The sequence below is a fragment of the Chryseobacterium luteum genome (assembly GCF_000737785.1).
In the GTDB taxonomy this organism is placed as follows: Bacteria; Bacteroidota; Bacteroidia; order Flavobacteriales; family Weeksellaceae; genus Chryseobacterium; species Chryseobacterium luteum.
Map to the genome: position 1 here is coordinate 69,984 of NZ_JPRO01000008.1, position 14,904 is coordinate 84,887.

A 14,904-nucleotide genomic window follows, 5' to 3' on the forward strand; every position below is an offset into this window, starting at 1 on the left:
GCCTTTCAAGAAAACTTGAAAGGCTTTTTTACTTTTAAACAGGCTTTATTGATTCTGTTTCCAGAGATTGGCAAAGCCGATAAAATCCAGAATGCTGAGTTCTTCTGCTCTTTTGTCTAAAAATTCATGAGTTTTCAAGGCTTCAGGAATGGTCAATACCTTCAGTGAATTTGAAAGTTTTTTCCGTCTCTGGTTAAACCCTGCTTTTACGATCTGTTTAAAAAGAACCTCGTTCCCGGCCAGACCTTCCTTCGGATTCCTTGTCAGCCTGATAACTCCCGATTTTACTTTCGGAGGCGGATTAAAAACGTTTTCATGAACCGTGAACAGGTAGGAAACATCATAATACGCCTGGATCAGAACGGAAAGGATACCGTAATCCTTAGTTCTGGGTACAGCTGCCGTTCTTTGGGCCACTTCTTTCTGGAACATTCCTACCATTTCAGGAACCTGCTGATAATAATCAACGATCTTAAAAAGAATCTGTGAAGAAATATTATAAGGAAAATTACCAATAACGGCAATCTGTTCTCCATTGATAAAATGGAAGTCCTGCTTCAGAAAATCTCCTACAAAAGTATCTTCTGCGATCTTTGAATAATTCTTTTTCAGGTATTCAATAGATTCGTTGTCAATCTCTGCCAGATAGATGGTCTGATCTTTTTCAAGCAGGTATTTAGTAAGGACGCCCATTCCGGGACCTACTTCCATGACATTTTTATAGTCTTCAAAACTAAGACCTTCCACGATTTTTCTCGCGATATTTTCATCTGTCAGAAAGTGCTGTCCAAGATGTTTTTTTGCTTTTACACTCAAAGTTTTTTATGATTTTATTAACATTGATTTTCTTTATTTCGTCCCAAATTTCGGAAGATTTTTTCTAATTTAGCCAAAAATTTTAATATTAATGGCTAAATCTGTAGATGAGTTTAATAAGAAAAGGCTTCGGTCAAGCAATATTACGGTAGTAATAAGTATCGCATTAGTGTTATTTTTGTTAGGATTAATGGGGCTTATTTTAATTAATGCCCAAAAGTATTCCGATTATATTAAGGAGCAGCTGGTGGTAAATGCTTATTTTGATGAAAACTACGATGCAAAGGATTCTGTAAAGATTGCAAAACTGGAGGAAGAAACTTTTAAAAAGGTACAGACATTAGCTCCTGTAAAAAAAGCGACCTATATCTCAAGAGATATGGCGGCTAAGGAAGCCAAAAAAACAATGGGGATAGACAGCGACGCGCTTTTTGAGGAAAACATTTTCCCTTCATCTATCGAAGTGGCACTAAAACCTGAATATGTAGATCCGGCTAAAATTGATGGAGCCATAAAAATCATCAAAGCTGTTCCAGGTATTGTGGATGTTAAAAATGACAGTACCCTGATGGTGGATGTTTATAATAACCTAAGCAGAATTTTGAAGTGGATCTTGGGATTCTCTTTGCTTTTCCTGGTCCTGGCAGTCGTACTGATCAACAATTCCATCAGGCTGAAAATATTCTCTAAAAGATTTATCATTAAAACCATGCAGCTGGTAGGGGCAAAAAGAAGGTTTATCCTTAAGCCGTTTATCATTGAGGCTATTATCCTGGGTGCTATAGGATCTACGATAGGGCTTCTGGCACTGGGAGGAGTATGGTATTATTTTACAAGCCAGATTGGTTCAGCTTTCGTGCAGGATAACAATCAGTATTTCTGGCTGGTTATCCTGGTGCTTGGTGTAGGAATTTTTATTTCTGTTTTAAGTACCATTTTCGCTACCTGGAGATTCTTAAAATCAAACGTTGACGATTTATATTATTCTTAATAATGAGCAAAAAAACAAATAAGTTTGCCGCTTCAGAATTTGGCAAGGAAACCGAAGTACCACAGGAAAATACCTTTTACTTCGGGCAGCAGAACTTCAGGTGGATGCTGATAGGATTGGCTTTTATCGTAGTGGGGTTCCTGCTGATGATGGGGCCGGATGCTAATACAGTAGACGGTAAATTTGATCCCAATTCATGGAACGACGGTATTTTTTCCATCCGCAGGATCAGAATCGCGCCCCTGTTTATAGTGATAGGCTTTGTAATAGAGGTTTATGCTATTTTGAAAAGAAAATAATTAATACATTCTTTATTTAGAGATTAAGAGGTTGAGGGATTTAGAAGATTTTCTAAATTTCAGATCTTTTAATCTTTAAATTTTTATACATACAAAATATGGATTTAATTAAAGCAATCATTATTGCTATTATTGAAGGGCTTACAGAGTATCTTCCGATTTCTTCTACCGCACACATGGGATTTGCAGCCAACCTTTTGGGTCTGCAGGAGGATGAGTTTCTGAAAATGTTCCAGGTGTCTATTCAGTTTGGGGCTATTTTATCCGTTGTGGTGGCTTACTGGAAAAAATTCTTTGACCTGAAAAATCTCCAGTTTTATTATAAACTTGCTTTTGCAGTTGTTCCTGCGTTGGTTCTCGGCTACTTATTTGACGATAAAGTTGAAGCTGTCCTTGGAAACCAGATTGCTATTTCTGCGGTGCTGGTACTGGGAGGGGTAATTTTGCTTTTCGCAGACAAGTGGTTCAAAAATCCTACAATTGACGATGAAAAGGGAATTACCATAAAAAAAGCCATCACGATAGGCTTCTGGCAGTGTCTTGCGATGATGCCGGGAACCAGCCGTAGTGCTGCTTCCATTATTGGTGGGATGTCTCAGGGGTTGACGAGAAAAGCTGCTGCAGAATTTTCTTTCTTCCTGGCAGTTCCTACAATGCTGGCAGTTACCGTATATTCCGTTTTTCTGAAAACATGGGGGAAGGAAACCGCAAACCCTCAGAAAGGATATGAAATGATCATGGCATCCCAGGATCACATTATGATCTTTATAGTGGGAAATATTGTAGCCTTTATTGTAGCGCTGATCGCCATTAAGGCATTTATCGGAGTCCTGAACAAATATGGGTTCAGACCCTGGGGCTGGTACCGTATCTTCGTAGGAATTGCCCTTCTGATTTATTTCTATTTCTTTAAATAAACCTATGAAAAGTAATATTTTAAAGATATTGGCCTTCTCAGGCCTGATTATTTCCTGCACACCGGCACATACGCTGTTCGTGAAAAATAATACAGGGGAGAGAATAGAGTTTTTTGTTGAGCTCAAAGAAAAAAAAACAGCCGGAGATTTGTTGATATGTAAAGAGCTTGTGCCGGATGAAAAGCTGGACCACAAGGCTTTTATTGAATATGGGAAAGAAGGAAAATGCTACCATCAAAAAACTACAGCGGTCAGTAAGACCAGTTATAAATTCAGTTTACCTGAAAATTATACGGTGAACATTATTCCGAATAGTTCAGTATATCCTTTTCAGAATATATATTACTTCATTGGCGATAAAAAATGTTTTATCAATGTGGAAAACGGACCGGATTGTAAACAAAGAGTCAATAAGCTGCCCAGTTTAGTAAGCATCACGGAAATTTTAGAATAATGACAGCTGAAGAACTGCAATCAGGATATGTGTTTTTATTGGACAAACCTTTGGACTGGACCTCTTTCCAGGCGGTCAATAAAATGAAGTATAAGCTTAAAAGAGAATTTAATCTTCCCAAGAAATTTAAAATAGGCCACGCCGGAACTTTAGATCCGAGAGCAACAGGCCTGCTTATTGTCTGCTGCGGAAAATTCACAAAGAAAATCCCCGAGATCCAGGATGCTCCCAAAGAATACTGGACGGAGATCAAAATAGGAGTACAGACAGAATCTTACGATACGGAAAAACCGGAAATCCTTCATCAGGAAATTGCCCACATCACCGAAGAACAGATCAGGGAAGTACTCGAAAAATTCGTTGGGGAGATAGAGCAGAAACCTCCGGTATACTCAGCAATAAAAATAGATGGGAAGAGAGCGTACAATCTGGCAAGAGCAGGAGAGGAAGTGGAAATGAAATCCAGGAAAACGACAATCTTCTACATTAAAGATATTAAAATTGAATTTCCTTTAGTCAGCTTTACAGTGGGATGTTCCAAAGGGACGTACATCAGAAGCCTGGCCCATGATATTGGGCAGGAGCTGGGAGTAGGCGCTTATCTTACACAGCTTAGACGTACAAAGATCGGAGAGTATACGATTGAAAATGCAACAACCGATTTCTTAGATACTGAATATAAATTTGAAAGTTTATGATAAAAAATTTCTTCCTGTTTTTAGGGCTCTTATCTTCTGTCACCTATTTCTCACAGGAAGCGGAGACTAAAAAAGCTAAAATGGATTTTTATTTCAATCCATCACTCAATATCGGCTATAATCTTCAAAACAGAGATCATAACTTTACGAATTCGCAGTATATTGAACCGAAACGGATTGGTAAAATAGCATACGGCATGACGGCGATTGGAGGTTACAATTTTCTTCCTAACTTTGCAATCGGAACCGGATTTAAATACAGCTTTATAGAAGATAATTACCATCTGGTATATTGGATGATCCAGCCGAAGATTATATTCTCTCCCGGTGACCGTCCTTTTTATATTGATTTAAATTATGGAAAGCAGCTCAATCATTCGGCGATTTCTGATTCCGAATTTTGGGGAGCAAGGTTGGGAGTTATGGTTTCCTACTCAAAAAGACTGAGCCAGGAAGGCGGAATTACTTTTGAAGGATATCAGCTGAACGGTAAGTCCAGTGGCTTTTTCATCGGATTGAGCTACGGAATTACTATTTTCAGCAATAAAAATTATACAGGTTACGGAGAAGACTAATGGAAAAAACGCGCATCAATAAATATTTATCGGAGGTAGGATACTGTTCAAGAAGAGCGGCAGATAAGCTTTTGGAAGAAGGAAGAATTACCATTAATGGAAAGGTTCCGGAAATGGGAACGAAAGTTTCTGATGAAGATCTTGTGGAGGTAGACGGAAAACCTGTCCGTGAGCCGCAGGATAAGCCTGTTTATATCGCTTTTAATAAACCGGTGGGGATTGTATGCACTACAGACACAAAGCGTGAAAAAAACAACATCGTTGATTATATCAATTATCCAAAAAGAATTTTCCCGATCGGAAGACTGGATAAGCCCAGTGAAGGCCTTATTCTTCTGACCAGCGACGGAGATATCGTCAACAAGATCCTCAGGGGAAGAAATAACCACGAGAAAGAATACATTGTACGCGTAGATAAACCCATTTCACCCAAATTCCTTGAAAAAATGAGGAATGGAGTACCCATCCTGGATACCGTCACTAAAAAATGCGAAGTGGAAAAAATTGATGATATGACCTTCCGCATTATCCTGACCCAGGGACTGAACAGACAGATCCGCAGAATGTGCGAATTTCTCGGTTATGACGTAAAAAAATTAAAACGTATCCGCATCATGAACATTAAGCTGGATCTTCCGGTTGGAAAATGGCGCGACCTCACAGAAGAAGAATTTAATGCTCTTAACAGCCTGCTTGAGGGTTCCAGCAAAACGTTTGATTAAGGATATACCCCATCGCTATTTAATGTAGAGCCTCATCCTTGCCTCATATTCAGGTTTCAGTTTCAGAAGCTTCCAGATTTTTGCGTCCTCAGAATTACTGATACGGTAAAAAATAATCTTATCCGCAGAATATTTGAAATAGGGATGATTTTTAAGCCATTCTTCTGGAGCGTCAGTCAGCGTGTATTTGGGAACATTTGAAGTATTGAGCTGGCATATGGAGATCAGTTTCTGAACGATATCTTTATCAATATTATAGGTATCCATGATCTGTTGTTTGTTAACAAACCCGCCCAGTTTTTTACGGAATCCAATGATTGAGCCTGCACTTTTTTCATCCAGTCCGAATTCTAAAAGCTGCTTAAAAGTAATAGCATTAAGATCCGTTTTTGAAAAATCGGTTTCCTGTTTTTGGCCTGTATCCGTATTGAGTTTGATATAAGGGCTTAACTCCTGGAATTTTTCCGGGGAAATAACAAAGCATTTCTTTATATCTTCAAGTGATTTAAAGCTTCCCCTGAGATTTCTGTCACGGTAATTAACGATCGTACTGGCCTGCTTTTCGGAGAAACCTAAAGCTTTCCATCCATCCGGATCTAAAGTGTTAGGATCAAATGAATGGTACTGAATCTGAGATTTTATGGCATACTGATTTCCTGATTTTTTAAAGTTATCAGGTGCTTTTGCCGGAAGCAGCAAATAAGGTTCAAGCTTGCTGTAATTTTCCGGAGAAATGATAAAGCATTCCCTGAATTTTTCCCTGCTTACGAAGCTTCCGCCCAAATAATTCCTGTATTTTAAAATAGCTTCTGCCTGCTTTTCACTGAAGCCCATTTCCATCCATTCCGAAGCAGAAAGTTTATCCGGATTGAATTTTTCAGAAATGGTGATTACTTTCCTTTCATTGGTTTTAAACTTTTCAAAGTGGCGGTCTTTACCTGTTTCAGGAAGCATAATAAAAGATTCCAGTTCGGTGAATTTTTCGGCAGAAATTGCATAGCATTTTTTGAGCTGCTCTTTTGAAGTGAACTGACCTCCTATAATTTTTTTGTAGTTAAGAATAGTCAAAACCTGTTTTTCAGAAAACCCTAAATTCTTCCATTGCTTTGAGTCTAAATCATTAGGGTCAAAATCAATCAGGGTGAGAGGAACAGAATTTTCCGCAATAAACTTTAGCTCAGGAAAATCTTCCTTTTCCGTGCTGGTATACTTTTGAAAAGCCAAAAGTACGATCAGAAGCATTCCCATGAATGCCAGTTTCCGGTAATAGTTTTTTCTCATCATAAAGTAAACTTATCAATAAAAATAAGTCGATGCAATGATGAAATGCAGAAAGGATAGATTTATCAATTAAATTTAATGCAATTACTTGATAAAATAAATTGAATATATGGTATGCTGAAATAATTTTAATAATACTTCAAATCAGAAGGTTACATTGCTTTTAAAATGAATGTAATAGAATGGTTTTTAGACCGACTGAAAAATAGCGCAGTAATAATACCGTTGTAAACAGAGGGACAGTATACTCCAAAAGCGTATGAAATATAAACGTTTCCTGGAAATATTAAACTATTCAGAATCTCTGTCCGCAAGTGAAGCTTTCAACTTCTGAAGCTCAGCTTTTATGAATTCAAGACGGTCAATGATGGTAACGGTTTCCGAAATTTTACTGTTGGTGGTCAGAGCAATCCTTGCTCCATCCAATGTATAGCCTTTTTCTTTCACCAGATGGTAGATCATCTGCAGGTTTTTGATGTCTTCAGGAGTAAAGTACCGGTTGCCTTTTTTGTTTTTTTTAGGTTTGATGATAGGGAATTCCTGCTCCCAATAACGTATTAGTGAAGTGTTTACATCAAAGGCTTTTGCCACTTCTCCTATGGAATAATACAGTTTATCAGGTAAATTTATTTTCATTTTACGAATCCTAAAAGCCAAAGATAAAAATTTTTTAACCTCGTATGCAAATTATACGGCTTTCTATTCATTTAAGATGGCTAACTCAACGCCAGGCTGCCACTCAACGATTGAAAATTTTGAATGAAAGACCGGCGAAAACCTTTCGTTTTTTTGGCGGTTTGTATTTTTTTTCTTTTTACAGTACTTTTATACGATCAATTTGTTTAAACTTATCTTTATATTTGGCCAGTCACAAAGGCGCAAATTGTATAAAAAAGACGTTTTAAGGCGCAAAGATTTTATCTGCGATAAAATTTCTAACTTTTTACTATAGAGTTTTTCCTGAAATCTTTGATTTCCTTGCGCCTTAAAAACATCCATACAGTTTAAAAACCTTGCGCCTTTGCGATTGTTCAACAAAAAAGTTTAAACAAATTCAATAACCAGACTTCTTATATTACCAGTAATGAATTCTATCTCCGTTCTTCATATTGAACTTTTCCAGTCCGGCAGAAATACTTCCGATTTTTATTTCAATAGCATGAAAGAACATCTGGTGGTGGGGCACCGGCATATTGAAAAACCGCATCGGCACGATTTCTATGCTGCCGTTCTGTTTACCAAAGGAAAAGGCGTTCATGAGATCGATTTTCAGAAGTATGATGTGTCGGAGGGAAGTCTTTTCTTTCTCTCTCCCGGACAGATCCACAGCTGGGAACTTTCAGAGGATATTGACGGGTATATTTTCTTCTGTTCTCAGGAATTCTATGAAATGCATTATGTGAATCAGAAATTAAGAAATTTCCCTTTTTTCGGTTCCGTCTCTTTTCCCAGAAAACTGCAGCTGGACAATGATGAGCTCATAAAAAACGACAACTTATTTCAGGAACTGGGAAGAGAACATCAGTCCCAGAACGTCATGAAAGAAGGGTTCATCCTTTCATTAATGTCCCAGGTTTTTATCAATGCCACAAGGCTCTTCTCAAAAGAAATTGATATCCATGCTTCCTCTGCCAGTCTTGCTTATTTTAAGCATTATCAGGATTTTGAAAACCTCGTAGAACAGCATTTTACTGCCCAGAAATCCATCTCCTATTATGCTTCTTTGCTAGGAATTACACCTAAGCATCTGAACAGAATCGCACAGACCGTTGTTCAAAAAACAGCAACCGATATCATTACAGAAAGAGTAGTGCTGGAAGCTAAAAGGATGCTGATGTACCTTGATGAAGGTCTTGTGGAAATCGCTTTCAGGCTTGGCTATGAAGAATATTCCTACTTTATAAGAGTATTCCGGAAAAGTTCCGGAATGACTCCTACTCAGTTTATGAGAAAATACAAGGTTTAAAATTTAATATTTAGGATGGAAGATTGAAGTTATAGAAGTCTTTTATCAACCATATAAAATCTTGATTCTTAATTTTACAACAAAAGCTTAAACGGGCCTTCAAACGTAGTCTCAAACGAATCCAGCATTTCTCCTTTTTCATCAAAAACACCGATCACCATATTCTGCTTGGAAAATTGCATGTCTTCTTCAGGAAACGTAATGTTGATATTTCCTTTCAGAATTTCATCACCTTTCAGAATGATCTTTTCAGAACCGAAATAAGTGATTTCTGCATGGGCGGGAGTGATTACTTTAATGGTGAGGATCTTTTTTTCGTTGGATTTATTTAAAAGCGTATAAATAAAAGTATTCGTGATTTTACCGTCTTTAATAAAGAATGTAGAACCTGCCGGTTTGATGAATTTGGCTTCCATAGATCCGCGGTCGTACATCAGGAAGCCTAAAAATCCGATCAGTAGGGCAAGAAAAACCGTAGTGGCCTTCATTCTTGATGTAAACCTGAACGTTTCCTGGTTTTCAATTTCTGCTTCCGTAGCATAGCGGATCAGTCCTTTTGGAAGTCCTACTTTATCCATTACCTCATCACAGGCATCGATGCAGGCTGTACAGTTTACACATTCCAGCTGCTGTCCGTTTCTGATGTCAATTCCTGTAGGACACACCACAACGCACTGATGGCAGTCTATGCAGTCTCCTTTTCCTGCCGCTTTACGGTCCTCATTGTTTCTCCATTTAGAACGGTTTTCGCCTCTTTTGAAATCATAATAAACATTAATGGTCTGCTTGTCGATCAATACGCCCTGAAGTCTTCCGTATGGACAAACCAAAGTGCAAACCTGCTCCCGGAGCCATGCAAAAACAAAATAGAAAGTCATTGCAAAGCCTATCATTCCTATGAATTTCAAAGAATGTTCAATTGGGCCTTCGTTCATAATCTTGAAAACCTCTTCATATCCCACGATATACATGAACATGAAATGTGAAATAATCACAGAGATCAAAATGAAAATTGACCATTTCGTTACTCTTTTTCTGATCTTTTCAGCGTCCCATTCTTGTCTGTCCAGCTTCATTTGTTTGTTTCTGTCACCCTCGATCCAGTAATCGATTTTTCTGAAAACACTTTCCATGAAAATGGTTTGCGGGCAAAGCCAACCACAGAATATTCTTCCGAAAACTACTGTAAACAACATGACAAAAATCACTGAAGTAACGGCTCCCAGAGCTAAAATAAAAAAGTCCTGAAGATAGAACGGCTGCCCAAAAATGAAAAACCTTCTATCGATAACATTAAATAACAAAAAGGGATTATTGTTGATTTTTACAAAAGGTAATCCAAAGAATAAAGCTAAGAGGAAATAGCTTACATAATTCCTGTAGTTCGTATATTTTCCTTTTGGTTTTCGTGGGAAAACCCATTTTCGGTTTCCGGTTTCATCCATCGTACCTACCGAATTTCTAAAAGCTTCATTTTCTATATCTGAACTTTTAATATCGCCGGATTGTATGCTCATCGCTTAGTCTGTTTTAATTTGAACCGTCTGATCAAACTTGATTTATTTCTCATTTTACGTATTAAGTATTGAAAAAATATCTTTTGATTAGATTACTGCAAAGCTCTGAATTAAACCCATTCATTACTAATACCATCTACTTACAAAATAGTACAATTGGGACATTTTTAGTTGATGTTTTTAATGAATCAAAATGAGAAAGTAAACTTTGAATCTTATTACTGATATCGTAAATTGTAACCTCAAAAAATGGAGAATGAAAAATATCTTTAGAATAGGCTTAATTGGTTTGGTTTTCGCATTAGTAAATTGCAAATCAGTAAATTATAGTAACATGTTTTATGATGGTGTAAAGCCGGAAAAGGTTTCCGATAAATTCAGTTTTACGGAAGGCCCGTCTTCGGATAAAGAGGGGAATGTATATTTTACAGACCAACCCAATGATAAAATCTATTATTGGGACTGGAAGACCAACCAGGTAATCGTATTTTTGGAAAAATCGGGGAGAGCTAACGGAACGCATTTCGATAAAGATGATAATCTAATTACTTGTTCAGATGATAATGGCGAGATCTGGAAAATTTCAAAAGACAAAAAAATTCAGATTTTATTAAAAGATTTTGAAGGAAAAAGACTGAACGGGCCAAACGATGTATGGAATGATGAATTTGGCGGAATGTACTTCACAGATCCTTTGTATAAAAGAGATTATTGGGTTAATTTCAAACAGGAAACGCCTCATAAAAGTTTATATTACAGAAACAAAGAAGGTAAAATTATTAAGTTAGACACTTTCACTCAACCTAACGGAATTGTAGGAAGTGAAAAGTATAAAAAACTATACGTTTCAGATATCGATGCAGGAAAAACATATGTTTACGACATTCTTGGTGAAGGAAAATTATCTGAGAAGAGATTATTCTGCGAAATGGGTTCAGACGGAATGACGCTTGACAAACACGGAAATCTTTATTTAACAGGGAAAGGAGTAACAATTTTTAATCGTGACGGAAGAAAGATTTATCAAATCCCGATTGATGAAGAATGGACCTCAAATGTTACTTTCGGAGGAAAGAATAATGAAATTTTATTTATCACAGCTTCAAAATCAGTGTATACTTTACCGACAAAAGTGAAGGGTGTTAGATAATATTTATTCACAAAAATGTCATTGCGAGGAGTGAAGCGACGAAGCAATCTCAATTAAATTTACAAAACTTAGTCTGTATTTTTTGAGATTGCTTCACCTTCGGTTCGCAATGACAATTGTTTGTTTATTGATGAATCGGATTAGTAAGCAACCTCCATTTTTACTTTCTTGCCTTTTAATTTTTCGTTGCTTAATTTATTCAACAAAGAATTGACTTTCTTTCTTGAAACTGCAACATAAGAAGTGGTATCTTTTACTTCGATCAGCCCAAGTTCTTCTTTTTGAAGCTCACCTTTCTTAATTAAATATCCTACAATATCCACTTTATTTACTTTGTCTTTTTTTCCTGCACTGATGTAGATCGTTTGAAAATATGGCTGTTCAGGAATTGTATTGAAACCTTCAACGCTTTCTTCAGGAGTATCATTTTTAATAAAAGGGAAATTTTCTTCCGCAGTCATAATTAAATAAGCAAAACCCTTCGCATTCATTCTCGCCGTACGACCATTTCTGTGAATAAAAGCATCTTCTTTATAAGGTAATTGATAATGAACGATAGATTCAACCTCAGGAACATCCAGACCTCTTGAAGCAAGATCAGTTGTAATTAAGATTCTTGCAGAATCGTTTTTGAATTTCAGCAAAGCACGTTCTCTTTCGTCCTGTTCCATTCCGCCATGGAAGGTTTCTCTATCGATCCCTTTTTCACGCAAAAGTTCAGAAATACGGTCAACAGCTTCACGATGATTACAGAAAATCAATGTTCTTTTGTTCCCGATTTTACAGATCAGATTAAATAAAGTATCCAATTTTTCTTCAGAAATCGTCATTACTTTTTTTAACTGAATATCGGGTTTTGATTCACCTAATTTTAAAAAATCAACAATTTTTTCATTTTTCAATCCCGTAAACTCAGGAATTTCATCCATTGCTGTTGCAGAAGTAAGAATTCTTTGCGAAATACCTTTTAAAGAATTAGAAATGAATTCCATATCTTTATGAAAACCCAGTTCCAGCGCTTTATCAAATTCATCCAATACCAACGTCTGAATCGTTTTCGGGTCAAAATTATTATTTCTTAAATGGTAAACAATTCTTCCCGGCGTTCCGATTAAAACTGCCGGAGCTTGAACTAAATTATTAACTTCAATCTTTTTATCGTGACCACCATAACAAACGGAAACTTTAAAATCTGTTCCCATCGATTTAAAAACCTGCTCAATCTGCAATGCCAATTCTCTTGAAGGAATTAAGATCAAAGTCTGAATTCCCGAAGCACCTTTTTTTAGATTTCTCAAAACTGGAAACAAAAAAGCAAGCGTTTTCCCTGAGCCGGTAGGAGAAAGCAAAACAACATCTTGGTTGTTTTCGGTAGTTTTATATGTAGATTTCTGCATTTGATTCATATCCTGAATCTGCAGTTTTTGATATATTGATTCTAATTCCATTTTGCAAAGGTAAGGTGATTTTGTTTTTTATTGAAATTCAAATCAATATTTATTTGGTTTATGGTAAACCGTAATTATCTTGAGTCTATTGATAATAGATTTGGGTTATTAAATTTTATTAATGATTTAAAAAATAATAACCCACCATGAAACTATACCAAACCCTCGAAACCCAGCTTAAAAAAGAACCCAATTATGTATCCGACAATAATGAACTTAAAAAATGGGTGGTACTCAATAAAGCTCAAAATTTTGATGAAGAACTGATTGAATTGTTATTAAATGATTCCAATTTGAAAGAAAAATTTTTCGTCAAAATAAAAGGTGTTTTGATATTTAACCAAAATCTTTTTATCCAATTTCTTGAACAGAAAAATTATCTCAACGACAGCTATACTCAATTTAAGAATAAAGTTGGTTTTTCGATTGATGGTAAATATCTGAAACAACGAAATGAAGTCGCTTTGGTTTGGCCATTTAAAGACTGTGTTTTGGAAGGCGGACAAAGCCGGGAAGAGGATAAAAGAGAAGAAATTTTCTTTAATGAAATTTTGGCACAGGACGAGATTACCGAATTGCTTGATCCAAAAGTTTTTACCAATGCCAAGTTATTTGATAAAGACGGTAAAAAGAGTTTTGATCAATTTAATAGAAATGAAAAAGGAATTATTACTGATAATCTTATTATTAAAGGAAATAATCTTTTGGCATTGCATTCCTTAAAGAAAGAATTTGCCGGAAAAGTGAAGCTGATTTATATTGATCCGCCTTATAATACGGGAAATGATAGTTTTCAATATAATGATAATTTCAATGAAAGTTCGTGGCTAACTTTTATGAAAAATCGTCTAGAAATTGCTAAGGCTTTGCTTTCTAAAGATGGGAAAATATTTGTTCAATGTGACGATAATGAGCAGGCTACTTTAAAAATTCTTTTAGATGAAGTTTTTAAGAAACAGAATTTTGTAGAGACATTTATTTGGAAAAATACAGATAATGCTCCAGCTCTGTCGAAAAAGTCGAGAAAGAATGTAGAATTTATTCACTGTTATGAAAAATTTTTGGATGCAAAAAGTTATGTTGGAAGAGAAAGTGATAATGATGATGCACCATTATTAAATAGTGGTAACCCAGTTACCATTTTAGAATTTAAACCGAATATTATTGAATTTAAAATTCCAGATAATATATATAAAAAAGGGAATTATAATAAGATTGAATTGGTTAATGATTTGGTAATAAAAAATGGTAAAAATGAAAATACAATCCAACTTAAAGGACGTTTTAAGTGGCAACAATCATTTTTAGATATTGAAATAGAAAATGGAACTTATTTCATTATTAAATCAGATAAATTTTCTATTAGATATCAAAGGAAATATTCTTCTAATCTTGCACCTGATAAATTTATAGACAATATATATTTATCTAAAGCAATAGGGGTTGAAACAAATGAAGATTCGAAGAAACATATTGATTCTCTCAATCTAAATTTTAATTCTTATCCAAAACCTGAATCTTTAATTAGTTTTTTAATTAAAGCTGTAACAGAAGAAAATGACATAATTTTAGATTATCATCTCGGAAGCGGAACAACTGCCACAACAGCTCACAAAATGAATCGTCAATACATTGGAATAGAACAGATGGACTATGTAGAAACCGTAGCTGTTGAACGTTTAAAAAAAGTGATCGATGGCGAGCAAGGTGGCATATCCAAATCCACCAACTGGCAGGGCGGTGGTTCATTCATTTACCTCGAGCTCAAAAAATACAACCAACTCTTTATCGAGCAAATAGAAGAAGCTCAGGATTCTGAAAATCTCCTGAAAGTTTGGGAAGAAATGAAAGCCAAATCCTTTCTTAATTATAATATTGATCTCAAAAAGCAAGAGCAACATTTCGAAGATTTTAAAGCTTTGCATCTGAATGAACAAAAACAGCATCTTTGTGAACTGCTCAACAAAAATCAACTGTATGTAAATCTATCTTCACTCCATGACGAAAATTTCGAGTGTACACCGGAAGAAAAGAAAGTAACAAAAGATTTTTACCAAATAAAAAAATAAC

15 protein-coding genes are annotated in these 14,904 nt (G+C 35.8%); 10 read left to right on the forward strand and 5 right to left on the reverse strand.

The genetic code is table 11. The features are described 5' to 3' along the window. Positions 1-45: 45 nt before the first annotated feature. A complete protein-coding gene (gene rsmA, locus IX38_RS11180; protein ID WP_034704921.1) occupies positions 46-816 on the reverse strand; it encodes a 16S rRNA (adenine(1518)-N(6)/adenine(1519)-N(6))-dimethyltransferase RsmA in 771 nt (256 codons plus the stop codon). A 91-nt stretch (positions 817-907) separates the two neighbouring features. Between rsmA and IX38_RS11185 the strand changes: the two genes are divergently transcribed. The 7 genes from IX38_RS11185 to rluF all read left to right on the forward strand — a co-directional run bounded on the left by IX38_RS11185 (position 908) and on the right by rluF (position 5,472). Beyond that, positions 908-1,807 (forward strand): cell division protein FtsX, encoded by a 900-nt coding sequence (locus IX38_RS11185; protein ID WP_034704923.1) that lies wholly within the window; start codon positions 908-910, stop codon positions 1,805-1,807. A 2-nt stretch (positions 1,808-1,809) separates the two neighbouring features. Further along, positions 1,810-2,106, forward strand: a complete 297-nt coding sequence (locus tag IX38_RS11190; RefSeq protein WP_034704925.1) for a DUF3098 domain-containing protein — start codon at positions 1,810-1,812, stop codon at positions 2,104-2,106. A gap of 98 nt (positions 2,107-2,204) precedes the next feature. Continuing rightward, positions 2,205-3,023: an undecaprenyl-diphosphate phosphatase gene (locus tag IX38_RS11195; RefSeq protein WP_034704927.1), complete on the forward strand. Its 819-nt coding sequence runs from the start codon at positions 2,205-2,207 to the stop codon at positions 3,021-3,023. A gap of 4 nt (positions 3,024-3,027) precedes the next feature. Further along, positions 3,028-3,477 carry a hypothetical protein gene (locus IX38_RS11200; protein WP_034704929.1) on the forward strand — a complete coding sequence of 150 codons (450 nt, stop codon included), beginning with the start codon at positions 3,028-3,030 and terminating at the stop codon, positions 3,475-3,477. Next, complete coding sequence (gene truB, locus IX38_RS11205; RefSeq protein WP_034704930.1) at positions 3,477-4,175, forward strand: tRNA pseudouridine(55) synthase TruB; 699 nt, start codon at positions 3,477-3,479, stop codon at positions 4,173-4,175. Before IX38_RS11200 ends, truB begins: the two co-directional genes overlap by 1 nt. Beyond that, positions 4,172-4,750: a hypothetical protein gene (locus IX38_RS11210; RefSeq protein ID WP_034704931.1), complete on the forward strand. Its 579-nt coding sequence runs from the start codon at positions 4,172-4,174 to the stop codon at positions 4,748-4,750. Before truB ends, IX38_RS11210 begins: the two co-directional genes overlap by 4 nt. Further along, a complete protein-coding gene (gene rluF / locus IX38_RS11215; RefSeq protein WP_034704934.1) occupies positions 4,750-5,472 on the forward strand; it encodes a 23S rRNA pseudouridine(2604) synthase RluF in 723 nt (240 codons plus the stop codon). The genes IX38_RS11210 and rluF overlap by 1 nt, the downstream gene beginning before the upstream one ends. Before the next feature lie 15 nt (positions 5,473-5,487). Here the strand turns inward: rluF and IX38_RS11220 are convergent, their stop codons facing one another. Both IX38_RS11220 and IX38_RS11225 read right to left on the reverse strand, forming a co-directional pair. After that, entirely contained in the window at positions 5,488-6,756 is a 1,269-nt protein-coding gene (locus IX38_RS11220; RefSeq protein ID WP_051884644.1) for a helix-hairpin-helix domain-containing protein, read from the reverse strand. Positions 6,757-7,044: 288 nt separating this feature from the next. Next, the gene (locus IX38_RS11225; RefSeq protein ID WP_034704939.1) at positions 7,045-7,389 is read right to left on the reverse strand and encodes a MerR family transcriptional regulator; all 345 of its coding nucleotides are present in this window, start codon (positions 7,387-7,389) and stop codon (positions 7,045-7,047) included. Positions 7,390-7,837: 448 nt separating this feature from the next. Between IX38_RS11225 and IX38_RS11230 the strand changes: the two genes are divergently transcribed. Next, positions 7,838-8,719, forward strand: coding sequence for an AraC family transcriptional regulator (locus IX38_RS11230; RefSeq protein ID WP_034704942.1), 882 nt, complete (start codon positions 7,838-7,840; stop codon positions 8,717-8,719). Positions 8,720-8,793: 74 nt separating this feature from the next. Here IX38_RS11230 and ccoG read toward each other — a convergent pair whose 3' ends face one another. After that, entirely contained in the window at positions 8,794-10,236 is a 1,443-nt protein-coding gene (ccoG, locus tag IX38_RS11235; RefSeq protein WP_034704945.1) for a cytochrome c oxidase accessory protein CcoG, read from the reverse strand. 256 nt (positions 10,237-10,492) lie between these two features. On the opposite strand from ccoG, the gene IX38_RS11240 reads away from it, so the two are divergent. Continuing rightward, positions 10,493-11,386 (forward strand): SMP-30/gluconolactonase/LRE family protein, encoded by an 894-nt coding sequence (locus IX38_RS11240; protein WP_051884647.1) that lies wholly within the window; start codon positions 10,493-10,495, stop codon positions 11,384-11,386. 140 nt (positions 11,387-11,526) lie between these two features. On the opposite strand, the gene IX38_RS11245 is transcribed toward IX38_RS11240, so the two are convergent. After that, positions 11,527-12,834 carry a DEAD/DEAH box helicase gene (locus IX38_RS11245; RefSeq protein WP_034704948.1) on the reverse strand — a complete coding sequence of 436 codons (1,308 nt, stop codon included), beginning with the start codon at positions 12,832-12,834 and terminating at the stop codon, positions 11,527-11,529. Between the two features lie 146 nt (positions 12,835-12,980). Between IX38_RS11245 and IX38_RS11250 the strand changes: the two genes are divergently transcribed. Next, a complete protein-coding gene (locus IX38_RS11250; RefSeq protein WP_051884649.1) occupies positions 12,981-14,903 on the forward strand; it encodes a DNA methyltransferase in 1,923 nt (640 codons plus the stop codon). Position 14,904: the final 1 nt, after the last annotated feature.

Coding starts and splice junctions, on each gene's coding strand:
- IX38_RS11185 (WP_034704923.1), top strand. CDS start 908: ATGGCTAAATCTGTAGATGAGTTTAATAAGAAAAGGCTTCGGTCAAGC.
- IX38_RS11190 (WP_034704925.1), top strand. CDS start 1,810: ATGAGCAAAAAAACAAATAAGTTTGCCGCTTCAGAATTTGGCAAGGAA.
- IX38_RS11195 (WP_034704927.1), top strand. CDS start 2,205: ATGGATTTAATTAAAGCAATCATTATTGCTATTATTGAAGGGCTTACA.
- IX38_RS11200 (WP_034704929.1), top strand. CDS start 3,028: ATGAAAAGTAATATTTTAAAGATATTGGCCTTCTCAGGCCTGATTATT.
- truB (WP_034704930.1), top strand. CDS start 3,477: ATGACAGCTGAAGAACTGCAATCAGGATATGTGTTTTTATTGGACAAA.
- IX38_RS11210 (WP_034704931.1), top strand. CDS start 4,172: ATGATAAAAAATTTCTTCCTGTTTTTAGGGCTCTTATCTTCTGTCACC.
- rluF (WP_034704934.1), top strand. CDS start 4,750: ATGGAAAAAACGCGCATCAATAAATATTTATCGGAGGTAGGATACTGT.
- IX38_RS11220 (WP_051884644.1), bottom strand. CDS start 6,756: ATGATGAGAAAAAACTATTACCGGAAACTGGCATTCATGGGAATGCTT.
- IX38_RS11225 (WP_034704939.1), bottom strand. CDS start 7,389: ATGAAAATAAATTTACCTGATAAACTGTATTATTCCATAGGAGAAGTG.
- IX38_RS11230 (WP_034704942.1), top strand. CDS start 7,838: ATGAATTCTATCTCCGTTCTTCATATTGAACTTTTCCAGTCCGGCAGA.
- ccoG (WP_034704945.1), bottom strand. CDS start 10,236: ATGAGCATACAATCCGGCGATATTAAAAGTTCAGATATAGAAAATGAA.
- IX38_RS11240 (WP_051884647.1), top strand. CDS start 10,493: ATGAAAAATATCTTTAGAATAGGCTTAATTGGTTTGGTTTTCGCATTA.
- IX38_RS11245 (WP_034704948.1), bottom strand. CDS start 12,834: ATGGAATTAGAATCAATATATCAAAAACTGCAGATTCAGGATATGAAT.
- IX38_RS11250 (WP_051884649.1), top strand. CDS start 12,981: ATGAAACTATACCAAACCCTCGAAACCCAGCTTAAAAAAGAACCCAAT.